The organism is Roseovarius sp. (assembly GCF_965277045.1).
GTDB lineage: Bacteria > Pseudomonadota > Alphaproteobacteria > Rhodobacterales > Rhodobacteraceae > Roseovarius.
On record NZ_OZ255712.1, the window covers coordinates 3,821,378 to 3,843,049 of the forward strand.

The 21,672-nt window shown below is 65.4% G+C and carries 20 protein-coding genes; 5 read left to right on the forward strand and 15 right to left on the reverse strand.

What is annotated here, in order from left to right; translation table 11 throughout:
- Positions 1-179 precede the first annotated feature (179 nt).
- The gene (locus ACQY4V_RS19080) at positions 180-1,811 is read right to left on the reverse strand and encodes an ABC transporter substrate-binding protein (RefSeq protein WP_428514437.1); all 1,632 of its coding nucleotides are present in this window, start codon (positions 1,809-1,811) and stop codon (positions 180-182) included.
- Positions 1,812-1,983: 172 nt separating this feature from the next.
- Here ACQY4V_RS19080 and aroC point away from each other — a divergent pair, with 172 nt between their 5' ends.
- A complete protein-coding gene (aroC, locus tag ACQY4V_RS19085) occupies positions 1,984-3,087 on the forward strand; it encodes a chorismate synthase (RefSeq protein ID WP_428514439.1) in 1,104 nt (367 codons plus the stop codon).
- A gap of 122 nt (positions 3,088-3,209) precedes the next feature.
- Here aroC and ACQY4V_RS19090 read toward each other — a convergent pair whose 3' ends face one another.
- From ACQY4V_RS19090 to ACQY4V_RS19110, 5 genes are all read right to left on the reverse strand, one after another.
- The gene (locus tag ACQY4V_RS19090; protein WP_428514441.1) at positions 3,210-4,079 is read right to left on the reverse strand and encodes a DMT family transporter; all 870 of its coding nucleotides are present in this window, start codon (positions 4,077-4,079) and stop codon (positions 3,210-3,212) included.
- A gap of 73 nt (positions 4,080-4,152) precedes the next feature.
- Complete coding sequence (locus ACQY4V_RS19095) at positions 4,153-4,440, reverse strand: HU family DNA-binding protein (RefSeq protein ID WP_428514443.1); 288 nt, start codon at positions 4,438-4,440, stop codon at positions 4,153-4,155.
- Positions 4,441-4,786: 346 nt separating this feature from the next.
- Positions 4,787-5,995: an organoarsenical effux MFS transporter ArsJ gene (gene arsJ / locus ACQY4V_RS19100; protein ID WP_428517299.1), complete on the reverse strand. Its 1,209-nt coding sequence runs from the start codon at positions 5,993-5,995 to the stop codon at positions 4,787-4,789.
- A 68-nt stretch (positions 5,996-6,063) separates the two neighbouring features.
- The gene (locus ACQY4V_RS19105) at positions 6,064-7,062 is read right to left on the reverse strand and encodes an ArsJ-associated glyceraldehyde-3-phosphate dehydrogenase (protein ID WP_428514445.1); all 999 of its coding nucleotides are present in this window, start codon (positions 7,060-7,062) and stop codon (positions 6,064-6,066) included.
- The gene (locus ACQY4V_RS19110) at positions 7,059-7,904 is read right to left on the reverse strand and encodes a helix-turn-helix domain-containing protein (protein WP_428514447.1); all 846 of its coding nucleotides are present in this window, start codon (positions 7,902-7,904) and stop codon (positions 7,059-7,061) included. Before ACQY4V_RS19110 ends, ACQY4V_RS19105 begins: the two co-directional genes overlap by 4 nt.
- A gap of 95 nt (positions 7,905-7,999) precedes the next feature.
- Between ACQY4V_RS19110 and ACQY4V_RS19115 the strand changes: the two genes are divergently transcribed.
- Both ACQY4V_RS19115 and ACQY4V_RS19120 read left to right on the forward strand, forming a co-directional pair.
- Positions 8,000-8,728 carry a Crp/Fnr family transcriptional regulator gene (locus ACQY4V_RS19115; RefSeq protein WP_428514449.1) on the forward strand — a complete coding sequence of 243 codons (729 nt, stop codon included), beginning with the start codon at positions 8,000-8,002 and terminating at the stop codon, positions 8,726-8,728.
- 113 nt (positions 8,729-8,841) lie between these two features.
- On the forward strand, positions 8,842-9,912 hold the full coding sequence (locus ACQY4V_RS19120) for a histidine kinase dimerization/phosphoacceptor domain -containing protein (RefSeq protein WP_428514451.1): 1,071 nt from the start codon (positions 8,842-8,844) through the stop codon (positions 9,910-9,912).
- Between the two features lie 299 nt (positions 9,913-10,211).
- Here the strand turns inward: ACQY4V_RS19120 and ACQY4V_RS19125 are convergent, their stop codons facing one another.
- The 4 genes from ACQY4V_RS19125 to ACQY4V_RS19140 form a co-directional block, all read right to left on the reverse strand.
- A complete protein-coding gene (locus tag ACQY4V_RS19125) occupies positions 10,212-10,901 on the reverse strand; it encodes a metal-binding protein ZinT (protein WP_428514453.1) in 690 nt (229 codons plus the stop codon).
- A 367-nt stretch (positions 10,902-11,268) separates the two neighbouring features.
- Positions 11,269-12,813, reverse strand: coding sequence for an alanine/glycine:cation symporter family protein (locus ACQY4V_RS19130; protein ID WP_428514455.1), 1,545 nt, complete (start codon positions 12,811-12,813; stop codon positions 11,269-11,271).
- A 43-nt stretch (positions 12,814-12,856) separates the two neighbouring features.
- Entirely contained in the window at positions 12,857-13,291 is a 435-nt protein-coding gene (locus ACQY4V_RS19135; protein WP_428514457.1) for a universal stress protein, read from the reverse strand.
- 205 nt (positions 13,292-13,496) lie between these two features.
- Complete coding sequence (locus ACQY4V_RS19140; protein ID WP_428514459.1) at positions 13,497-14,981, reverse strand: AMP nucleosidase; 1,485 nt, start codon at positions 14,979-14,981, stop codon at positions 13,497-13,499.
- Between the two features lie 96 nt (positions 14,982-15,077).
- Here ACQY4V_RS19140 and ACQY4V_RS19145 point away from each other — a divergent pair, with 96 nt between their 5' ends.
- Both ACQY4V_RS19145 and ACQY4V_RS19150 read left to right on the forward strand, forming a co-directional pair.
- Complete coding sequence (locus tag ACQY4V_RS19145; protein ID WP_428514461.1) at positions 15,078-15,521, forward strand: VOC family protein; 444 nt, start codon at positions 15,078-15,080, stop codon at positions 15,519-15,521.
- A 9-nt stretch (positions 15,522-15,530) separates the two neighbouring features.
- Positions 15,531-16,397 (forward strand): SDR family oxidoreductase, encoded by an 867-nt coding sequence (locus tag ACQY4V_RS19150; protein WP_428514463.1) that lies wholly within the window; start codon positions 15,531-15,533, stop codon positions 16,395-16,397.
- A gap of 69 nt (positions 16,398-16,466) precedes the next feature.
- Here ACQY4V_RS19150 and ACQY4V_RS19155 read toward each other — a convergent pair whose 3' ends face one another.
- From ACQY4V_RS19155 to ACQY4V_RS19175, 5 genes are all read right to left on the reverse strand, one after another.
- Positions 16,467-17,741 carry a bifunctional folylpolyglutamate synthase/dihydrofolate synthase gene (locus ACQY4V_RS19155; protein WP_428514465.1) on the reverse strand — a complete coding sequence of 425 codons (1,275 nt, stop codon included), beginning with the start codon at positions 17,739-17,741 and terminating at the stop codon, positions 16,467-16,469.
- Positions 17,738-18,700, reverse strand: coding sequence for an acetyl-CoA carboxylase, carboxyltransferase subunit beta (gene accD / locus ACQY4V_RS19160; RefSeq protein ID WP_428514467.1), 963 nt, complete (start codon positions 18,698-18,700; stop codon positions 17,738-17,740). The genes ACQY4V_RS19155 and accD overlap by 4 nt, the downstream gene beginning before the upstream one ends.
- A 61-nt stretch (positions 18,701-18,761) precedes the next feature.
- On the reverse strand, positions 18,762-19,658 hold the full coding sequence (locus ACQY4V_RS19165) for a lysostaphin resistance A-like protein (RefSeq protein ID WP_428514469.1): 897 nt from the start codon (positions 19,656-19,658) through the stop codon (positions 18,762-18,764).
- A 125-nt stretch (positions 19,659-19,783) separates the two neighbouring features.
- A complete protein-coding gene (locus tag ACQY4V_RS19170) occupies positions 19,784-21,127 on the reverse strand; it encodes an ammonium transporter (RefSeq protein WP_428514471.1) in 1,344 nt (447 codons plus the stop codon).
- Between the two features lie 28 nt (positions 21,128-21,155).
- Positions 21,156-21,494, reverse strand: a complete 339-nt coding sequence (locus ACQY4V_RS19175; RefSeq protein ID WP_152490972.1) for a P-II family nitrogen regulator — start codon at positions 21,492-21,494, stop codon at positions 21,156-21,158.
- Positions 21,495-21,672: the final 178 nt, after the last annotated feature.

The following is a 21,672-nucleotide window of genomic DNA, read 5'->3' on the forward strand; positions in this document are numbered from 1 at the left end:
CACGTCCCTGTCACCGTGCGTTGGAATGCAGTTTCACAAGGTATAGGCGAAGCGATTCGTTTCGGTCAATTGCCGGTGATTCGTTTTTGCCCCGGTTTCGGCTAAGCCGTGGGCGCGACTCGAAAAAAAGTTTCGAGCTTCGGGACGTTGCCGAGGCGCGCGCGACGCTCTTGGAGCGCTCAGGTGTCGAGCCAGACGGTCTCGAACTGCATCTCCCTCGCCTGGTGCACATGGTCGTTCTTCACATGCTTTGAGAAATGCTTGGTCTGATTGCGCCAGAACGGCTGGACGATCACGCCGCTGTCGCGCAGGCGGGTCTGCAGAATGGCGGAGTATTCGCGCCGTTTCTGCGCGTCGAAGACCCCGAGCGCCTGGTCGAGGATGGCGTCGAATTCCGGGTCGGAATGCGCGGTCTCGTTCCACGCCGCGCCCGATCTGTACGCGAGCGCCAGAACCTGTACGCCCAGCGGACGGGCGGCCCAGTTGGTGGTCGAGAACGGGTACCTCGTCCAGTCGTTCCAGAAGGACGACAAGGGGACCACGGTACGTTTGATGTTGAAGCCCGCCTCGGACAGCATCGCGCCGATGGCGTCGGCGGTCGCGGTGCGCCAGTCGCCGTCGACCGAGATGAGCTCCAGTTCGGTGTCGCCGTGCCCGGCGGCGCGAGCCATCTCGATGGCCGCGGCGGGATCGGTCGCCTTCGCGGGGATCGCGGCATACTCGGGATGAAACGGCGCCACGTGATGGTTCTGGGCGGCGAGACCATCGCCGTCGATGCCCAGTTGCAGGACAAGGTCGTTGTCCACGGCCAGCTGGACCGCGTTGCGCAAGTCCTTCGAGGTGTAGGGCGCGGTATCCATGCGCATCCGGGCCACGATGGTGGCGGCCGTGGGCATACTGCTTTTGACGAGGCCGAGATCGTCCAGCGCAGTGGCGATATCCTCTGTAGTCTCGTCGTTGACGTCGATCCGGCCCGCATCGAAGGCCGCGACGATGGCCGCGCTGTCGGTGCCGAGGTCGATGAACCGGATACCGTCGAGATAGGCCTCGCCGCCCCACCATGCACCGTTTTCGCGGCGCTTCACCTCGGCCCCCGCGCCGGGATCGAGCGAGACCAGTTGGAACGGGCCCGTGCCGATGGGGCTTTGGGCCAGGTCGCTTTCGTCACCGTGGCTGCGGTGCACGATCAGGGCGGGATAGTCCGCCATGCCGGCAATCAGCGAGATGTCGGGGCGGGGCAGGGTCAGCCTTATGGTGTGGTCGTCGAGCTGCGCCATGACGCCATCGGCAAGCCGGCCCGTGTCGGTGTCGATCAGCGCGGCCATGGGGGCCGCCATCGCGTTGCCCTCGACCGACGTGTCGCACCATCGCGTGATGTTGTGAACGACGTCCTCGGCGGTGAAATCGTCGCCGTTGTTCCAGGTCGCGCCCCGGCGCAGATGGAGCGTGTAGGTGCGCGCGTCGTCGGACACGTCCCAGCTCTTCAGCAGGAGACCGGAGAAACCGTAGTCGGTATTCCAGCGCACCAGCGGCTCGCAGAACTGGCGGGCGAGATTGCCTTTCTCGGTCCAGTCGAACTTGCGCGGGTCGGTGATGTCGAGCACCCGCATCGCCACGCGCAGAACGCCGCCTTTGCGCCCCTCGTCCTGCCGTGCCAGCGCGGGGCGCGCTGCACCCAGCAGGCCATGGGCGGTTGCGGCACTAGCCCCGAGCGTCGAGCCAAGCGCGATGAATTCGCGGCGGTCCATCAGGCCGGCGCGGGTGTCGCGGGCCAACTGGCGCAGGCGGCACTGTCGGGTCTTGCCCGTCATGGGGGCGTTCCTTGGTCTGCTGGGCGGGCGGCTTCAATGGCCTGCCCCACTATGAGGCGCCATGGCGGATTGTAAATCGGCGACGCGCCCCGGGGACGCTGTGCCATGCGCCGCGAATTCGCTTGAGACGGCAAGGGCGCACGGGTAGATCAGGCGCCAAAGGAGGAGCCGCATGAGCCTCAATACGTTCGGACATCTGTTTCGCGTCACCACCTGGGGCGAAAGTCACGGGCCCGCCCTCGGCGCGACCGTGGATGGTTGCCCGCCGGGCATCGCCGTGGACGAGGCGTTTCTGCAGCAGTTCCTCGACAAGCGCCGCCCGGGACAGAGCAAGCACACCACGCAGCGCAAGGAACCCGATGCGGTCAAAATCCTGTCGGGGGTGTTCGAAGGGCAGACCACGGGAACGCCGGTGCAGCTGATGATCGAGAATACCGATCAGCGGTCCAAGGATTACGGCGAGATCGCCCAGACCTTCCGGCCCGGCCATGCCGACATCACCTATCACCAGAAATACGGGATCCGCGATTATCGAGGTGGCGGGCGCAGTTCTGCCCGCGAGACGGCCGCACGGGTGGCCGCTGGCGGGCTGGCGCGGGCGGCGCTGGCAAGCCTTGCGCCGGGCCTGGAGGTCAAGGGCTACATGACCCGGATGGGCGAGGTGACGATCGACCGGGACGAGATCGACTGGGCCGAGATCGACCGCAACGATTTCTTCCTGCCGGATGCCGGGGCGGTGCCGGTGTGGGAGGATTACCTGCAAGGGATCCGCAAGGCGCAGAACTCGGTCGGCGCCGAGATCGAGGTGGTGTGCCGCGGGGCGCCCGCCGGGCTGGGCGCGCCGGTCTATGGCAAGCTGGATACGGATCTGGCCGCCGCGATGATGAGCATCAATGCCGTCAAGGGCATCGAGATCGGCGAGGGCATGGCGGCGGCGAGTTTGACCGGCGTCGACAATGCCGACGAAATCTTCATGGGCGAGAACGGCCCGGAATACGGCAGCAACCATGCGGGCGGCATCCTGGGCGGGATCTCCACCGGGCAGGACATCGTGGTGCGCTTTGCCGTGAAGCCCACCAGCTCGATCCTGACGCCGCGCCGGTCGATCCGGATGGATGGCAGCGCGACCGAGGTGGTCACCAAGGGGCGGCACGACCCCTGCGTGGGCATCCGCGCGGTGCCGGTGGCCGAGGCGATGATGGCCTGTGTCGTGCTCGACCACCTGCTGTTGCATCGCGGGCAGGTCGGCGACGGGCCGCGCGGCGTGATCGGGTAGGTCAATTGTGCGGCTGCGCCGCGCAGGTTTGATAGGATGAGGGGCGTTGCCCCTCGCGCCGAAACGGAGTTTCGATGCTCACCCCAGGATATTTCCGGCCAGAGGAAGAGACGGGCCGGTGCTCAGGTGTCTTGCTGGCGCGACAACTGCACGGCGAGAATGCCTGCGGTGACCACCAGCACGCCGATTATATCCCAGAACCCTAATGCTTCGTTAAGCACGAGGGCGGCGATGGTGACGCCGAAGAACGGGGTGAGGAAGTGGAAGGTGGCGGCCTTGACCGCGCCGATGCGGTTGACCAGCGCGAACCAGACCAGCGTGGCGGCAAGGCCGGGGATCAGCGTGGTGTAGGCGAAGGCGGCGATGAAGGGCCAGGACCAGGCGATTTCAAGGGTTTCCGTGGACAGCCCGACAATGCCGAGAGCGGCGCTGCCGACCAGCATTTGCAGGCCGACGATCATCAGGAAGTTGCCGCCCGAGGTGGCGCCACGCACCATCAGGGTGGCGAAGGTGAGGGCCACGACACCGCCGATGCAGAGCATGACGCCGTAGAGATCGGCGCCGCCCTGGAGCCGGGTGCCCATGATCAGCGCGACGCCGGCCATGCCCGCGGCGAGGCCGGCAAAGCCAAGCGCGCTGACGCGCTGGCCGAGGAATAGCCAGCTGGCGAGGCCGACGAGCAGCGGCATGGAGGAGGCGATGATGGCGGCAAGCGAGGCTTCGACCGTCTGCATGGCGACGAAGTTGAGGCCCAGGTAGAGCGCGTTCTGGCACAGGCCGAAGACGATCGTGGCGCGCCATTGCGCAGGCGTCAGGCGCCAGGATTGCCCCAGCGCGCGGGCGATCAAGACGCCCAGCAGGCCCGAGATCAGGAAGCGTAGCGCAAGCGCGCTGACGGGCGGTGCGGCGGCGACGATGATGCGCGCGGATGTGAAGGCGCTGGACCACATGACGGCAAAGGCCAGCCCCATGAAAAGCGCGCGAAAATCCATCTTCTACTCGTCCTCGAAATGAAAAGGGCCGCCGGTTGGGCGACCCTTTCCGAAACCTGAAAGGATTACAAGGTCAGCCGTTGACGCTGTCCTTGAGGGCCTTGGCGATCGTCATCTTGACGACCTTGTCGGCATCCTTGTGGATCTGCTCGCCGGTGGCGGGGTTGCGCACCATGCGGGCCGGGCGCTCGCGGCAGTAGATCTTGCCGACGCCGGGAAGGGTGACGGCGCCGCCGCCGGATACTTCCTTGGTGATGATGTCCACCATGGCATCAAGGGCGCTGGTGGCGGTTTTCTTGTCGCTGCCCATTTCCTCGGCGAGGGCCGCAACGAGCTGGGTTTTGGTCATCGGTTTTGCCATTTTCTGGTCTCCTTCAACTGCCCGTTTCTTGGGCCTCCTGCGCGGGATTTAACTGTATCTTGTAGGCAAACACAACAAATAGTGTCGAAAAACAAGGCCGATTTCGGCGTTTTGGGCCTGTTTTTTTGGTGTCCGGACCGTTTTACACAAGATTCAGGGACCTTCAACGCGCAATCGGCGATGCCGGATGTCGGGCGGGGAATCGCCAATGAAACATGGTTAATGGGGCCGGGAGGGCCAAAAACCCACGTCGGTATCGCGTCGGTATCCGGGTGGTATCGCGACGGTGAGCCTTTCGTGATCTGCCGGGTTTAACAGACCGTACGCGGTTGAGAGGAGGCTTAGGCTAGGTGGCGGGGCGTTCCCGGCCCAAGCCCGGATCGAGGCGGCCGGAGGCCAGCGCCGAGGCCGCGACCATCGCGGTCGCGGTGCCGAGCATCAGGGGCAGGCCGCCCGTCTGGTAGGTGAGACCCGAGAGCAGGGTGCCGGCAAGGCGACCGCCGGCGTTGGCCATGTAGTAGAAGCCCACGTCCATCGTCACCCGCTCGGCCCGGGTGAAGGCGAGGATGAGGTAGGAGTGCAGCGAGGAGTTGACCGCGAAGACGCCGCCGAAGACCAGCAGGCCGGCGACGAGGGTGACGGTCAGCCAGGGCTGCGGGCCGGACGTGGCCAGCGCGGCGACGGTCAGGATGGCGGGGACGGCGGCCAGTGCCCAGGCCCAGCCACGGGCAGCGGAGACGAGATCGGACTCGGGGCGGGAGGCGGCGCGCAGGAGGCGGGGGGCGGCGGCCTGGACCGCGCCGTAGAGGATGACCCAGACGGCCATGAACGTGCCGATGAGGAAGAAGGCGGCGCGGTTGCCCTCTTCCGTGCCGTCCGACAGCACGGCGTAGAAGTAGATCGGGATGCCGACGACGAACCAGACGTCGCGGGCGCCGAAGATGAAGACGCGGGCCGCCGACAGCCAGTTGACGTTGGGGGACTTGGAAAAGACCTCGGTGAACTTGGCGCCCTTGCGGCCCTTGGGCAGGCCCGGGGGCATGGCGAGAAGGACGGCCACGAGGATGAGGGCGAGGATCGCGGCCATGCCGAGCACGGCGCCGGTGAAGCCGATGAGCGCCAAAAGCGCGGCGCCGAGAAGGAAGCCCAGGCCCTTGACCGCGTTCTTGGAGCCGGTGAGCACGGCGACCCAGCGAAAGAGGCCGCCACCGGTTGTGGGGGCGAGGAGCTTGACGGCGGATTTGGAGGACATCTTGGCGAGATCCTTGGCCACGCCGCTGGCGCCTTGGACGACCATGACGAAGGCGACCGAGAGGCCGATGGCCCATTCGGGATCGAGCTGGGTCAAGGCGAGCAGGGCCAGCACCTGGATGCCAAGCCCGGCATAGAGGGTGGAGGTCAGGCCGAAGCGGGCGGCGATCCAGCCGGCGGCGAGGTTGGTGACCATGCCGGCGATCTCATAGAGGACGAAGAGATAGGCCAGTTGGACAGGCGAAAAGCCGAGCGTGTGGAAATGGAGCAGCACCAGCATCCGCAACGCGCCATCGGTGAGCATGAAGGCCCAATAGGCCGCAGTGACGGCGATGTAGGCGGAGAGGCCCTCTGGGCGGGCGGAGGCCTGTGTCACAGCGAAGCGCCGACCATCAGGGCGACGTCGACTAGGCGATGGGCATAGCCCATCTCGTTGTCGTACCACGCGTAGATCTTCACGTGGGTGCCGTTGACGACCATGGTGGAGGGCGCGTCGACGATGCCCGAGCGGGTGTCGTTGGTGTAGTCGGCGGAGACGAGCGGGCGTTCCTCGTAGCCGAGGATGTTTTTCAGCGAGCCTTCGGACGCGGCCTTGAAGAAGCTGTTGACCTCTTCGGCGGTGGTCTCGCGCTCGACCTCGAAGACGCAGTCGGTGATCGAGGCGTTGAGGAGCGGCACGCGGACGGCGTGGCCGTTCAGGCGGCCCTTGAGTTCGGGGTAGATCAGCGTGATGGCGGTGGCGCTGCCGGTGGTCGTCGGGATCAGGGAGTTCAGCGCCGAGCGGGCGCGGCGCAGGTCCTTGGCGGGGCGGTCGACAATGGTCTGCGTGTTGGTGACGTCGTGGATCGTGGTCATGGAGCCGTGCCTGATCCGCAGGTTCTCGTGAATGACCTTGACCACGGGGGCGAGGCAGTTGGTGGTGCAGCTGGCGGCGGTGACGATGCGGTGGCGGGCGGCGTCGTAGATCTCGTCGTTGACGCCCATGACGATGTTGGCCGCGTCGCCGTCCTTGACCGGGGCGGAGACGATCACCTTTTTCACGCCGGCGTCGAAATAGGGGGCGAGCTTGGCCTCGGTCTTGTAGACGCCGGTGCAGTCGATGACCACGTCGATACCGTCGAGCGGCAGGGCCGAGAGGTCCTTGGTGCCGATGAAGGGCAGGCGGGTGCCGTCGATGGTGACGCTGTCGGTGTCATGGGCAAACTCGGCGTCCCAGCGGCCATGCACGGTGTCGAATTCCAGAAGATGCGCATGCATTTCCGGGTCGCCCACGGCGTCGTTGATCCATGCGATATTCGCGCCGCGTTCCAGCAGCGGCTTCAGGATCAGCTTGCCGATGCGGCCCAGCCCGTTGACGGCGTAGGTGGTCATGCGGAGGCTCCGCTGTTGATGTTGGCGATGTCATCCACGGCTTTTTGCAGGGAAATCCGGTCGAGACTGTCGAGTGACAAGCTTGTAAACGCCTTGATGCGGTTCTGAAGCGCGCCATAGGCCTGTTGGAAGGCGAGCGCCTTTTGCGCGTCGGTGCCGTCGGCCTTCACAGGGTCGGGCATCCCCCAGTGGGCGCTGACGGGCTGGCCGGTCCAGGCCGGGCAATCCTCGTTCGCGGCCTGGTCGCAGACGGTGAAGACGAAGTCGAATTTAGGGGCGTCGGGGCCTTGGAAGACGGACACGTTCTTGGCCTCGAGCACCGAGGTGTCGTGGCCTTTCTGTTGCAGCACGTCGAGCGCGAAGGGGTTCAGTTCGGACCGGGGTTTGGTGCCTGCCGAATAGGCGTTGAAGCGGTCGCCGGCCTCGGCGCGCAGGAGGCTTTCGGCAAAGATCGAGCGGGCGGAATTGCCGGTGCAGATGAAGAGCACGTTGTATTTTCGGTCGGTCATTTGGGGAACTCCGAGAAGGGTGTGCAGGGAGGTGAGGGAACAGGCATCGGGTCGGCCGCGGCAGCAGTCGCCGATGAGATAGTCGAGGGTTTGTCGCATCGCTGTCATGTCGACGCTGTAGCGCAGGGAGGTGCCCTGCCGCGTGCGTGTGATCAGCCCGGCCTGCACCAGCGCGTTCACGTAGGTGGACAGCGTGTTGGGCTTGAGGTCGAGCGCGCGGGCCAGTTCGGTGGCCGGGACGGCATCGGGGTAGCGCCGCATCAGAAGGCGGAAGACCGCCATGCGCTGGGGATGGCCGAGAGTGGCGAGCCGGTGGGGAATCAGTGTTTCCATAATTCATGAAATATTGAAATAACGGGCGGGATGCAAGGCGTGTCTTGCGGTCCGCGACCCGATCCCGGCCTGACGGTGAACCATGTAGGTACGCCGTGCGTTTGCCCGACATGTCCTTCGCGACGAACAACAGGGTCCTGCGCACGTTGAGCGCGACGACGCGTGAGGCGGTCGGCGCGCGGTGCGAGCCCGTGACGCTGGAGGCCGGAGATGTCCTGCACCGGATGGGCGATGTGACCTCGGCCGTCTATTTTCCCGAGACCGCGGTGATTTCCACGCTGGCGTCCTACAGCGACGGGAGCGGGGTCGAGATGGCGAATGTGGGACGCGAGGCGTGCAGCGCGTTAAACCTGATCCTGCGAAATCCAAGGCAACTGGCGGCGGACGAGGTGCAGATCGCGGGCCGGGCGCTGCGCTTGCCGGCAGAGCGGTTCCGGGAGTTGAAATCCGAGTATCGGGATTTCGAGAACGCTCTCTTTTCGGTCGTGCAGTCGGTTCTGTACCAGGCGATGGTCTCCGGCGCGTGCAACGCGGCGCACGAGGCCAAGCCGCGGCTGGCGCGGTGGCTGCTGACGATGGGCGACCGGACCGACGGCAACGAGATGCGGCTGACCCACGACTTTCTGGCGCATATGCTCGGCGTGCGGCGTGCGACGGTGACCAACGCCGCGCTGGACCTGCAGTCGCAGGGGCTGATAAAGTATGCGCGCGGGCGCCTTAAGATCACCGATATCAAGGGGCTGCGCGGGGCAAGTTGCGAGTGTTATGACCTTGTGCGTTCGGCCAATGCGGACCTGCTTCCCGATAAGAGAAGCGGTGGTTGACCTCTCAATTTGAGGTGCGGTAGCGTACAGAAAATGAACGATCCATCCTGTACGGTCGACGGAGCTTTTCCTGTTGCTTCAGGATGAGGCTGGTTGGCGGGAGTTGCAACAGGATGAAGCCGGACGACATGGAAATGGGCGAGAACGAGGTCGAGCACGCGATACGGCTTTCGCCGTTGTCCATGGTGCTGACCGATCCGAGGCTGGACGACAATCCGATCACCTATGTCAATTCCGCCTTCGAGTCCCTGACGCTTTACAGCCGACGGTACGCGATCGGGCGGAACTGCCGCTTCCTGCAGGGTGAAGAGACCGATGCGGCGGATGTCCAGAAGCTTCGGACAGGGCTGGAGTCGGCAGAGGAATTCGAGGTCGTGATCACCAACCACCGGGCCGATGGCACGGCGTTTCGCAACCAGTTGCTGGTGGCGCCGATCCACGGCAGCGACGGCGCGCTGACCGGGTTTTTCGGCCTTCAGCGCGAAATTCCGCAGACCGTGGGGATGCCGGAGCAGGAGGACGCGACGCTGGGGCTGCTGCGCGAGTTGCAGCACAGGGTGAAGAACCACCTGGCGATGATCGTCAGCATGATCCGCATCCAGGCCCGCCAAGATGTCACCGAGGAGTCGCTGAAGGCGATCGGCCGCCGGATCGAGGCGCTGTCGGTTCTGTATGACGAACTGCTGAGCGGCGGAAACAGCGAAAAGATAGAGACAGGCGCCTATCTGAGCCGGATCGCGTCGGTGGTGTCCAGCCTGGAGCCGCGCGGGGCGATACGGGTGAACGTGGAGTGCGACGAGGTGTCGTTGCCGGTCGACCAGGCGGCTCGGCTGGGGCTGCTGTTGTCGGAGTTTCTGACCAACACATTCGAGCATGCGTTCAAAGGCCGGTCGACCGGCACGGTCGAGGTGCGGTTCCAGCGGACCGGCGCGCAGGGCTTGCGCCTGTCGGTCGAGGATGACGGAATCGGGTTGCCGGAAGGCAGCAACTGGCCGTTCGGCGCGGCCAGCATCGAGACACAGCGTGAGCGGGCGGAGGATCACGACGGGGCGCTGGATACGACCGGGGACAGGGGAAAGCCCGGCGTGGGCGGCAGCATCGTCGTGGCGCTGACGCAATCGCTGGAGGCGGAGCTGTCGGTCGAGACGCTGGAGCAGGGCACGCGGGTGACGGTCGAGGTGTGACCGGGTGAGGCGGCGGCCAGGGGCTTTGGCCGGACGGGGATGTCGACGTGGTGCCGGATGCAAGGGCGTCTGCATCGACATCGGTACACAGGGTCTGCCCACGCGGCACGTCCGTTTTGCGGGTGCGGAGTCAGCGGATCGCCGCGACGGTTCGGGCGACCGTCTCTGCCACGTTCTGTCGCCGGATTTCATGGCAATGAGCCGGGTCAGATTGCGCCGCTTCTATTGCGGGTCGCCGCTGTGTCGGATCGGGGCCTGGAGGGCGTGCGGCCCTGTCCGACCGCACGCATTGACCCGTTTCAGTGGGCCATCATTTCTTCAGCCACGTCCGCGCCGCTGAGTTCGGCGGGGTAGTAGGTTGGCCAATTGTTGACTTCCTCGAGCAACGTCGCCCGGTCGTCTCCCCAGTAGAGGTGGAAGTGTCCGGCATCCTGCGGAGCGATGGCATGGTCGCTGAACTGGATGAAGGCGGGCGCCCCGGCGTCGCCACCGCTCTTTTCGAAGATGTAGCGGACACCGCGGTTGCCGGCCTTGTAGGTCAGCACTTCGTAGCCGTCGTTGGCATAGCGGCCCTGAAGCGGGGTGCCGTCCTCGAAGAAGGTCACGCTGTCACCTTCGATGAGGATACGGTCGACCTCGGTCGCATAGCCGGTCTGGTAGTAGTCGGTGTATTCGGCCGCCGTCTTGTCGCCGTGCTCGGCCTTGTGCGCCATGACGGGGTCGAGCGTTCCGTCCTGCAGCAGCGGGTAGACCGATTGCCAGTCACCTTCCCAGTCCGAGAGGGTGCGGTCCTCGATCTGGTCATCCTCGAAGTAACCTTTGTAGACCTTGTCGTCACCGTGGTCGTGCTTTTCGGAGTGATCGTGTTCTTCGGAATGATCGTGATCGTGGTCATGTGTGCTGTCGCTTTGGGCGAACGCCGGCGCGGAAAGCACGAGCAATGCGCCGGTGGCGACGGCGGCAACGCATATGGCGAATGTCTGTTGCATGAGAGGCTCCTGTGTTGACGGGGTCTGCGACCCCATGAATATAGATGTTATTACATAACAGTACGTCTCTAACGGACGGATTTCGCTTTGACAACCGGGTCACGCAGTTGAAGTCCTGTTCGGACGCGAAAGACTGCCGAACGGCACGTGCTGCCGCGCGCCGTCCGTTGCATGTGCAAGCCCGGTATCGCGAACTGCGATCGAACCGCACGTTGCGCGTGGGTCGCTCGCAACGACTGTTCGCTTGGCGTGAAGGCAAATCCACGCATCGTGGCACTGGCAAGCCGCCAATGCAAAACCGCCCCCGCAGAGCCTGCGAGGGCGGTGTCGTTGGTGGGGCGGTCCCGGGTCACGGGACCGCCGCGGGTTACTTGTACTTCTTGATCTCGCCCGAGCGCAGGCGCGAGGCGTAGCTTTGCAGCTCGCGCTTGACGATCGGCATCAGGAAGTAGAGGCCCAGAACGTTGACCACCGCCATGGCGAAGATCGCCGCGTCGGAGAAGTCGATCACCGGGCCGAGGCTGGAGGCCGCGCCGATCACCACGAAGAGGCAGAAGATCAGCTTGAAGATCAGCTCTTTCGTCTGGCCCTCGCCGAAGAGGTAGGTCCAGGCCTTGAGGCCGTAATAGGACCAGCTGAGCATCGTGGAGAAAGCGAAGAGGATCACCGCCAGCGCCAGGACGTACTTGAACCCGTCGATCGAGGACGAGAAGGCCGCCGAGGTGAGCGCGACGCCGGTGTTGTCGCCCACGGTCTGGATCGCGGTGCCCGCCTCGTTCAGCACGAAGAGGCCGGTTTCGGGGTCGGTGATCAGCTGATCGGTGATGATGATCACCAGCGCGGTCATGGTGCAGACCACCACCGTGTCGATGAACGGCTCGAGCAGCGAGACGAAGCCTTCGGTGATCGGCTCCTTGGTGCGCACCGCCGAGTGAGCGATGGCGGCAGAGCCCACGCCCGCCTCGTTCGAGAACGCGGCGCGGCGGAAGCCCTGGATCAGCGCGCCGACCATGCCGCCGGCGACGCCGAGGCCGGTAAAGGCGCCCTCGAAGATGCGCCCGAAGGCGGTGCCGATCTGGTCGTAGTTCATCGCGATGATGATGATCGCGGTGCCGACATAGAGGATGCCCATGAAGGGCACGACCTTTTCGGTGACCTTGGCGATGGATTTCAGCCCGCCGACGATCACGGCGAAGACGACCGACGCCATGACGAGGCCGGTGATCCAGCCGGGGTACTCGCCCAGCACGTTCGAGAGCTGCGCGTGGGCCTGGTTGGCCTGGAACATGTTGCCGCCGCCAAGCGCGCCGAGAATACAGAAGATCGAGAAGAGAACGGCCAGGATGCCGCCGCCGAAGATGCCACGCTCCTTGAAGCCTTTCGACAGGTAGTACATCGGGCCGCCCGAGACTTTGCCGTCGGGGTATTCGTTGCGGTATTTCACGCCGAGCGTACATTCGGTGAACTTGGACGCCATGCCCATGAGACCGGCAAGGATCATCCAGAACGTGGCCCCCGGACCACCGATGCCGACGGCGACCGCGACGCCCGCGATGTTGCCAAGGCCCACCGTGCCCGAAAGCGCCGTGGCCAGCGCCTGGAAGTGGCTGACCTCGCCCGCGTCGTTGGGATCGGAATAGTCGCCTTTCACGAGCGCGATGGAGTGGCCGACCCAGCGGAACTGCACCACGCCGAAATAGATGGTGAAGACGGTGGCCGCGATGACCAGCCAGCCCACGATCCAGGGGAAACTGGTGCCGGGGAAGTCGGAGAAGATCAGGCTGACGAACCAGCCGGTGGAGTTGGCGAATATCTCGTTGACGGTTTCGTCGATGGTCTGCGCCAGGGCCGGGGCGCTGAGCGCCAGCAGGGCGAAGAGCGCCGCCAGGGGCGTCTTGAGTGATTGTTTCATCTGTGTCCCTCGATTTTTTTGTCGTTGAATGCGTGGCGCATGATCACGGTACAATGGTGACCGGCACGGGGGCTGCCTGTGCCAGGCTGCCCGCAACCGAGCCGAAGAGGCGCGACGACAGCGCCGAATGGCCGGTGCGGCCGATGACGATCATCTCGGCCTTGTTCTCGTTGATGATCTCGACCAGCGTGTCGGCGATATGGCCGTAGCGCAGGACCGTCGTCGCGGTGATACCGGCGTCGGACAGTTTCTTCAGGACAGGCTTGAGCAGCGCGTCCTCGGCGCGGGCCAGTTCCTCCTTGCGGCGCATGTGCCGTTCCTCGAGCTCTTCCTTGGTGAGAAAGGAATAGGGTGACCATTCCAGCACATGGGCGACGATGACTTCCGCACCTTGTGCCTTTGCCAGGGTGGTTGCGAAGTCGAGAGCCGCCTTGGCGCTTTCACTGTCGTCAAATCCCAGGACCAGTTTTTTTGACATTGTTCTCTCCTGTCGTGTCATTCCGGATCGGAATTCGACAAGCGTAGACGCAAAAGGCGAGTCGGCGCGAGTTTTTTCAATTTATGTAAGCAAAGCGGTGCCGTAGGGGATTTGCGGGTCTCCGCCCCGTGTTCACCGGATGCGCTAACGGCAGGGAGGTCCCGGATCGGGTCCGGGACGCGTCTTCCTCGTGGTTTGGGGGAGCCTAGAGGAACGCGGTCTCATCAAAGCTGCGCAGCTTGCGGCTGTGGATGCGTTCCAGCGGCATGTCGCGGATATGCTCCATCGCGTGGATGCCGATCATGAGGTGGCGCGAGACCTGGGTCTTGTAGAAATCGCTGGCCATGCCGGGCAATTTCAGCTCGCCGTGCAGGGGCTTGTCCGACACGCAGAGCAGCGTGCCGTAGGGCACCCGGAAGCGAAAGCCGTTGGCGGCGATTGTGGCGCTTTCCATGTCGAGCGCGATGGCGCGGGATTGCGAAAGGCGCTGGACCGGGCCGGACTGGTCGCGCAACTCCCAGTTGCGGTTGTCGAAGCTGGCGACGGTGCCGGTGCGCATGACGCTCTTGAGCTCGTAGCCTTCCAGTTGGGTTTCGGCGGCGACGGCCTTTTCCAGCGCGATCTGCACCTCGGCGAGCGCCGGAATCGGCACCCAGGCGGGCAGGTCGGCGTCGAGCACCGCGTCCTCGCGCAGATACGCATGGGCGAGGACGAAATCGCCCAGCGACTGGGAATTCCTGAGGCCCGCGCAATGGCCGACCATGATCCAGGCATGGGGGCGCAGGACGGCGATATGGTCGGTCGCCGTCTTGGCGTTGGACGGGCCGACGCCGATATTGACCAGGGTGATGCCGCTGCTGCCCTTGCGCTTGAGATGGTAGGTGGGCATCTGCGGCAGCTTGGTGGTGGGGCGCAGCACGTCGTCGGGGCCGGTAATGGTCGCGTCGCCGGGGCCGACGAAGCTGTCGTAGCCGCTGTCGGGATTGGCCAGGACCTTGCGGGCATAGGCCTCGAACTCGGCGACGTAGAATTGGTAGTTGGTAAAGAGGACGTGGTTCTGGAAATGCTCGGGCGCGGTGGCGGTGTAATGGGCGAGCCGCGCGAGCGAATAGTCCACGCGCTGCGCCGTGAAGGGGGCAAGCGGCGCGGGGCTTTGCTGCATGACGGTATAGGTGCCGTTGACGATGTCGTCATTGGTGGTCGACAGGTCCGGCACGTCGAAATAGTCGCGCAGGGTAAAGTCGGCGGCGCCCTGTTGCGGGACGGTGATCGAGGCATCGTTGGCGACGGCGAAATGCACCGGCATCGGGGTGTCGGACACACCGATTGTCACCGGCACATCGTGGTTGTGGAGCAGAAGGCCGATCTGCTGTTCGAGGTAGTTGCGGAACATGCGCGGCCGGGTGACCGTGGTGGCATAGGTGCCCGGTTCGGCCAGGTGGCCGAAGCTGAGGCGGCTGTCGATCTTGGCATAGCTGGAGGTGCTGATGCGGATCTCGGGGTAGAAGGCGCGCACGGGGCGCGACGGCTGACCGTTCAGCATCGCGGCCTGGAACGCCTCGCACAGGAAGCTTACCGCGTCGTCGTAGAGCGCCACCAGGTGATCCACGGCCGCCGCGGCCTCGGTGAAGTTCTGCGGCGCCGGGGCCTCTGGACTGTGGTAGCGGCCGTCATCGGCGGTATGAGCCATGGTGTACCCGATACATTCAACTTTTGCGGGGCACGTTGACAGAGCGGGGGACGGTTCGCAAGCTGGCGCGGATTTGTGGGCGCAAGGGAGAGGGTCATGGATTTCGAGACGGTCAAGCCGGAGGTGTTCGGTGCGTCGCTGCGGGGGATGGGCCTGAACCTGCTGGTGCGGGACGTGCCGCGCGAGGTGGCGTTCCTGGAGGCGGTGTTCGGGATGACAGGACACCGGGTGAGCGGGGATTTCGCGATCATGGTCTATGGCGATCAGCTGATGCAGCTACATGCGGACGGGACCTATGGCAGTCATCCCGCGCTGGGGCTGTTGCCCGAAAGCGGCCCACGCGGGGCGGGGGCGCAGATCCACCTGTTTGACAGTGACCCGGATGAGGCGGCGGACAAGGCCGAGGCGGCGGGCGGGCACGTGTTGCAGCCGCCGACGGACAAGCCGCACGGCCTGCGCGAGACCACCATTCTGTGCGAGAACGGCTATGCCTGGGTGGCGTCGCGGCCCTTGCAGGATATATCGGGCGGAGAGGCATAGGAGAAACGCATGGGCAAGGTGTTGCTGTCCTTCGGGCACGGGTTTTCGGCGCGGGCGCTGGCGCGGCGGCTGGTGCCGCAGGGCTGGCGGGTGATCGGCACGACCCGAAGCGCCGAGAAGGCCGAGGCGCTGCGGGACGAGGGCGTGGAGGGCGTGGTCTGGCCCGGAAGCGACCTGTCGGAGGCGCTGGGGGCGGCGACGCATCTGCTGACGTCCGTCAGTCCGGGCGAGGATGGCGATCCGGTGCTGAACGCGCTGGGCGACGATATCGCGGCCATTGCGGGACGGCTGGACTGGGCCGGGTACCTGTCGACCACGGGGGTCTACGGCGATCACGAGGGCGACTGGGTGGACGAAGCGAGCCCGCTGGAGCCGTCGACCGAGCGGGGGCAGAAGCGCGTCGTGGCGGAGGCGGCGTGGGCGGCGATACCGGGCCTGCCGCTGCATATCTTCCGGCTGGCGGGGATCTATGGCCCGGGGCGCGGGCCGTTCGAGAAGGTGCGCCGCGGGACGGCGCGGCGGATCATCAAGCAAGGCCAGGTGTTCAGCCGGACCCATGTGGAGGATATCGCGCAGGTGCTGGAGGCGTCGATCAACCGGCCCAATCCGGGCGCGGCCTATAACGTCTGCGACGACGATCCGGCGCCGCCGCAGGATGTGATCGGCTATGCGGCGGAACTCTTGGGCCTGCCGCTGCCGCTGGCGGTGGATTTCGAGGAGGCCGACATGAGCCCGATGGCGCGGTCGTTCTACGCGGAGTCCAAGCGCGTGGACAACAGCCGGATCAAGGACGAGTTGGGGGTGGTGTTGAGGTATCCCGATTACAAGGCGGGGTTGGAGGCGTTGTTGGCCGAGGAGACCGCGCGGCAGGGGTGACGTTGGCGCGCCGCGTGGGTTTTCACCCACCCTACGAGGTCCCGGATCAGGTCCGGGGCGGGGCCAAAATCAGCCGTTTTCGCGCAGGATGGCGCCGGCGAGGTAGAGCGAGCCGCAGATGAGTATGCGGGCGGTGGGGTCTTTCGCGGCGATATCCTCGATGGCGGCGCGGGCGCTGGCGGCGGTGCCTGACGGCAGGCCCGCGTTGGCGGCGGCGGCGGCGGTGGCGTCGGCGGGCAGGGTGTTGGCCTCGCCGGGGATGGAGATGGCGGTGAGGCTTTGGGCCACGCCCGCGAGCGGCGAGAGGTAACCCGAGATATCCTTGGTGTTAAGCATGCCGCAGATCAGGTGCGTCGGGCGGGGCGGCAGCGAGGCCAGGTGCGCGGCCAGCGCGCGGCCCGCGGCGGGGTTGTGGCCGCCGTCGAGCCAGAGCTCGGCCTGGGGTGCCGCCTCGGCCAGGGGGCCGGTGGAGAGGCGCTGCATCCGGGCGGGCCAGTGGGCGTTGGTGACCGCCGCTTCCAGTGCGGCGTCGCCCAGTTGCAGGTGACGCAGGGCGGCGAGGGCAGCGCCGGCGTTTTCATACTGGTGCGCGCCGGGCAGGTTGGGCAGGGGCAGGTCGCGGAGGCCGGTTTCGTCCTGGTAGATCAGACGCCCGCGCTCGGTGGTGACGTGCCAGTGCTGGCCGTGGGCCAGAAGGGGCGCGCCCAGACGTTGGGCAGCGGCTTCGATGGCGTCCATGCCTTCTTCGTCCTGCGGGCCGACGACGCAAGGAACGCCGCGCTTGAGGATGCCGGCCTTCTCAATCGCGATCTTGGCCAGCGTGTCGCCCAGGTATTGCTCGTGGTCCATCGAAACGGGCGTGATGATGGTGAGCGCTGGGGTGGCGACGACATTGGTGGCGTCAAGCCGTCCGCCCAGGCCGACCTCCAGCAGGGTGTAGTCTGCGGGGGTGCGGGACATGGCGAGGAGGGCGGCGCAGGTGGTGATCTCGAAATAGGTGATCGGCTCGCCACCATTGGCGGCGTAGCATTCATCGAGCACTTCGGTCAGGTGCGGTTCGGTGATGAGATCGCCGGCCAGGCGGATGCGTTCGTGGAAGCGGGCGAGATGCGGCGAGGTGTAGGCGTGGGCCGTCTTGCCTGCGCCTTCGATGCCGGCGCGGATCATGGCAAGGGTGGAGCCTTTGCCGTTGGTGCCGGCGATGTGGATGACCGGGGGCAGCGCTTCCTGCGGGTTGCCCAGAGCCTGAAGCAGGCGCCAGACGCGGTCGAGCGTGAGGTCGATGATCTTGGGATGCAGCGCCATCATCCGGTCGAGGATGACGTCCGATGTGGGGGCGGTCATTTCTCGGAGTCGTCCGCGGTCTGCGCTTCGTCCGTGTCCGGTTGCGGTGCGCTTTCAAGCTCTTCCTCGATTGGAAGTTCCGGCGCGGGAAGGTCGGCGGTGACGGCGGGCGGCAGGTTCAGCAACATGCGCAGGATGGTGATGAGCTCGGTGCGCATCTGGCCGCGCGCGGTGACGCGATCCAGCATCCCGTGGTCGAGCAGGTATTCGGCGCGCTGGAAGCCCTCGGGCAGTTTTTCGCGGATGGTCTGTTCGATGACGCGGGGGCCGGCGAAGCAGATGAGCGCGCCCGGCTCGGCGATATGCACGTCGCCCAGCATGGCGTAGGACGCGGTGACGCCGCCCGTGGTGGGGTGGGTCAGGACGACGATATAGGGCAGGCCGGCCTCTTTCAGCATCTGCACGGCGACGGTGGTGCGGGGCATCTGCATCAGCGACAGGATGCCTTCCTGCATGCGGGCGCCGCCGGCGGCGGAGAAGAGCACGAGGGGGCGCTTGAGTTTCACCGCTTCCTCGGCGGCGGCAATGATGGCGTTGCCGACATACATGCCCATGGACCCGGCCATGAACGAGAAATCCTGCGCCGCCGCGACGATGGGGGTGCGGCCGATCTCGCCCGAGGCCACCAGCATTGCCTCGGTCTCGCCGGTCGCCTTTTGCGCGGCGCGCAGGCGGTCGGGGTATTTTTTCTGGTCGCGGAATTGCAGCGGGTCGGCGGTGGGCTGGGGCACGGAGACTTGCGTGAAGGTGCCGCCGTCGAACAGCGCGGTGAAGCGGTCGCGCGGGGTGATCGCCATGTGGTGGCCGCAGGAGGTGCAGACGTTGAGGTTCTCGCGCAGTTCGCGGTGGAACAGCATGGTTCCGCACTCGTCGCACTTGGTCCAGAGGTTCTCGGGGATCTCGCGGCGCGAGAAGATCGAGTTGATGCGCGGACGCACGTAATTGGTGATCCAGTTCATCGGTGGCCCAGTTCCCGTTGCAAATCGCCCTTGAGATAAGCCGTGCGCGGCGGAAATGCAATCAGACGCGCAGGGAGAGGCGGGCGGTGAGCCAGCTGACCAGCAGCAGCATCAGGTCGAGCGGGGCCCAGACCCAGAGCGCATCGGTGTCGCCCAGGGCGAAGGGGTAGGTGTAGAGCGCCAGGCCGTCGAAATTGCCCGCGGGTGCAGCGACGAGGATGGCGAAGAAATTGTTGACGAAATGCAGGCCCAGGGCGGCGCCGATTGTGCCGGTGCGGGCCGTGAGGTCGGCTGCGGCGATGCCGAAGAGCGTGGCCCAGCCGACGATCAGCCAGGTGGCGTCGCCGTTGATCGCGGGATCGTAGTGCAGCAGGCCGAAGAGGATCGCGGGGACGATGATCCAGATGCGGGGATTGGCGAAGCGGGCGGCGAGCTGGCTTTGCAGGTAGCCGCGGAACACCAGTTCCTCGGCCCCGGTCTGAACCAGGATGGCTGGCAGGGCGAGGGGCAGGAAGGCAAGCCAGCTGGACGGGGCGAGGTTGGCCTCGGGCGTCAGGTCGGGCGTGGCGGGCAGCAGGATGGAAAGCGCGAGGTGCAGGCCCACCATGTAGAGGCAGACGCGGCCGAAATGCTGGCGCGCGCGACGCCAGTCGCCGACGAAGCTGGGCAGGGATCGGTCGTGTACGGCGCGCCCGGTGATGGCCAGCGCGAGGATGATGAAGCCGAAGATATAAAGGTTGGCCAGGACGCCGTAAGGGGTGCCGCCGTTTGCCAGCGCGGCGGCGGTGTCATCGAGCGGTGCGCCGGGCAGGACCAGGTTGAGCAGCGCCGAGGCGGCGAAGATCGTGGACAGGAACAGCACCGACAGCATCACGCCGCCCAGCACGAGACGCACGAGAGACGCCGTGCGGCGGGCCGGGGCGACCATGGCTTCGTGCGGGCGGTAGGCGTCGGACATGGGCAAGAGCTAGGGCGCGGGGGCATGGACCGCAATGGCGAAGGGTCCCTGCGCCGAAAGAAAAAACCCGGGCGCGAACGCCCGGGTCAGGTTCAAGGGTCGGGAGGACCCATTCCGATTTGGTCTCAGCCTTTCGAGAACTCGGGGTAGGCTTCCATCCCCAGTTCCGACATGTCGAGGCCGGTGATCTCGTCCTCTTCGCTGACGCGGATGCCCATGACGGCCTTGAGGATGAACCAGATGATCAGGCTGGCCACGAAGGTGAACACACCGTAGGCCACGATGCCGGTCAGCTGCGTCATCAGGTTGGCGTCGCCGTTGTAGAAGATCACGGCGATGGTGCCCCAGATCCCGGCGAAGAGGTGCACCGGAACGGCGCCGACCACATCGTCGATTTTCAGCTTGTCGAGCATCGGGATCGTCAGGACCACGATCACGCCACCCACGGCACCGATCCAGAGCGCGCCGAAGAGCGTGGGCGCCAGCGGTTCGGCGGTGATCGAAACGAGACCCGCAAGAGCGCCGTTGAGCACCATGGTAAGGTCAGGCTTCTTGTACATCACCTGGCTGAGGATCAGCGCGGTCACGGCACCGGCCGCTGCGGCCATGTTGGTGTTGGCGAAGATGCGGCTGACGTCCGAGACGTCCCCAACGGTGCCCATGGCAAGCTGCGAGCCGCCGTTGAAGCCGAACCAGCCGAGCCACAGGATGAACGTGCCCAGGGTGGCGAGCGCCAGGTTGGAGCCGGGCATCGGGGTGACCTTGCCGTCCTTGCCGTACTTGCCCAGGCGCGGGCCCAGCACGATGGCACCGGCGAGAGCCGCCCAGCCACCGACGGAGTGCACGACGGTCGAGCCGGCGAAGTCCTGGAAGCCGGCGGCGTCGAGCCAGCCTGCGCCCCATTTCCACGAGCCCGAGATCGGGTACATGAAGCCGGTCAGGATGACGACGAAGATCAGGAACGGCCACAGCTTGATCCGCTCGGCCAGCGCGCCCGACACGATCGAGGCGGTGGCGGCGACGAAGACGAGCTGGAAGAAGAAGTCCGAGCCGATCGACGCGTAATCGAGTGCGGCGTCCGCCGCGGCCACGCCGACCGGATCGAGCACGGTCTGCCCGCCGATGGCGAAGTAGCCGTTGAAGTCGCCCGGATACATCGTGTTGAAGCCGACGAGCCAGTACATGATCGCGGCAATCGAGAAAAGCGCGATGTTCTTGGTCATCTGCATGGTCACGTTCTTGGAGCGCACCAGCCCGCCTTCGAGCATGGCAAAGCCCGCGGCCATGAAGAACACCAGGAAGCCTGCCATGCAGAACAGCAGGGTCGTCATGATGTAGGGGCCGATCTCGTCAAAGCCGGGTGCGGCGGCCTCGGCTTCGGCGGCTTCCGCTGCTTCCTGAGCAAAGCCGAAATGGGGCAGGACCGCGATTGCGGTTGCGGCGAGCCCCAGATGAATAAAGCGTTTCATAGTGATGTTATCCCTTCTATCGCGCGTCTTAAAGCGCGTCATCGTTGGTTTCGCCGGTGCGCACGCGCATGGCCTGTCCGATATCGAGCACGAAGATCTTGCCGTCGCCGATCTTGCCGGTGCGCGCGGTCGTCGCGATGGTCTCGACCACCTGGTCGACCATGCCGGCGGTGACGGCGATCTCGAGCTTGATCTTGGGTACGAAATTCACGGCGTATTCCGCGCCGCGGTAGATCTCGGTGTGACCCGATTGAGAGCCGAAGCCCTTGATCTCGGTCACCATCATGCCGCGCACGCCGATCCCCGTCAGCGCTTCGCGCACATCTTCAAGCTTGAACGGCTTGATGGTTGCAATGATGAGTTTCACAGATGTCCCTTTCGGTTGCTTGGGCGAGGTTGATTTCGCTGATGCAGAAAGTGACGGAGATGCAGCGGGCGGGAAGAGTGAGCGCCGGGGAAACAGGCGGAAAACGTCGAATTATGCACAAATTATGCGCAATTCATCATTAATGACTAATAAATAGGCAGATAAGAATCGGATCTGG

What these genes read in the sequence shown, in the direction of transcription:
- ACQY4V_RS19080 (WP_428514437.1), bottom strand. Translation starts at nt 1,811, where the DNA reads ATGACGGGCAAGACCCGACAGTGCCGCCTGCGCCAGTTGGCCCGCGAC.
- aroC (WP_428514439.1), top strand. Translation starts at nt 1,984, where the DNA reads ATGAGCCTCAATACGTTCGGACATCTGTTTCGCGTCACCACCTGGGGC.
- ACQY4V_RS19090 (WP_428514441.1), bottom strand. Translation starts at nt 4,079, where the DNA reads ATGGATTTTCGCGCGCTTTTCATGGGGCTGGCCTTTGCCGTCATGTGG.
- ACQY4V_RS19095 (WP_428514443.1), bottom strand. Translation starts at nt 4,440, where the DNA reads ATGGCAAAACCGATGACCAAAACCCAGCTCGTTGCGGCCCTCGCCGAG.
- arsJ (WP_428517299.1), bottom strand. Translation starts at nt 5,995, where the DNA reads ATGCTCACCGATGGCGCGTTGCGGATGCTGGTGCTGCTCCATTTCCAC.
- ACQY4V_RS19105 (WP_428514445.1), bottom strand. Translation starts at nt 7,062, where the DNA reads ATGACCACCTACGCCGTCAACGGGCTGGGCCGCATCGGCAAGCTGATC.
- ACQY4V_RS19110 (WP_428514447.1), bottom strand. Translation starts at nt 7,904, where the DNA reads ATGGAAACACTGATTCCCCACCGGCTCGCCACTCTCGGCCATCCCCAG.
- ACQY4V_RS19120 (WP_428514451.1), top strand. Translation starts at nt 8,842, where the DNA reads ATGAAGCCGGACGACATGGAAATGGGCGAGAACGAGGTCGAGCACGCG.
- ACQY4V_RS19125 (WP_428514453.1), bottom strand. Translation starts at nt 10,901, where the DNA reads ATGCAACAGACATTCGCCATATGCGTTGCCGCCGTCGCCACCGGCGCA.
- ACQY4V_RS19130 (WP_428514455.1), bottom strand. Translation starts at nt 12,813, where the DNA reads ATGAAACAATCACTCAAGACGCCCCTGGCGGCGCTCTTCGCCCTGCTG.
- ACQY4V_RS19135 (WP_428514457.1), bottom strand. Translation starts at nt 13,291, where the DNA reads ATGTCAAAAAAACTGGTCCTGGGATTTGACGACAGTGAAAGCGCCAAG.
- ACQY4V_RS19140 (WP_428514459.1), bottom strand. Translation starts at nt 14,981, where the DNA reads ATGGCTCATACCGCCGATGACGGCCGCTACCACAGTCCAGAGGCCCCG.
- ACQY4V_RS19145 (WP_428514461.1), top strand. Translation starts at nt 15,078, where the DNA reads ATGGATTTCGAGACGGTCAAGCCGGAGGTGTTCGGTGCGTCGCTGCGG.
- ACQY4V_RS19150 (WP_428514463.1), top strand. Translation starts at nt 15,531, where the DNA reads ATGGGCAAGGTGTTGCTGTCCTTCGGGCACGGGTTTTCGGCGCGGGCG.
- ACQY4V_RS19155 (WP_428514465.1), bottom strand. Translation starts at nt 17,741, where the DNA reads ATGACCGCCCCCACATCGGACGTCATCCTCGACCGGATGATGGCGCTG.
- accD (WP_428514467.1), bottom strand. Translation starts at nt 18,700, where the DNA reads ATGAACTGGATCACCAATTACGTGCGTCCGCGCATCAACTCGATCTTC.
- ACQY4V_RS19165 (WP_428514469.1), bottom strand. Translation starts at nt 19,658, where the DNA reads ATGTCCGACGCCTACCGCCCGCACGAAGCCATGGTCGCCCCGGCCCGC.
- ACQY4V_RS19170 (WP_428514471.1), bottom strand. Translation starts at nt 21,127, where the DNA reads ATGAAACGCTTTATTCATCTGGGGCTCGCCGCAACCGCAATCGCGGTC.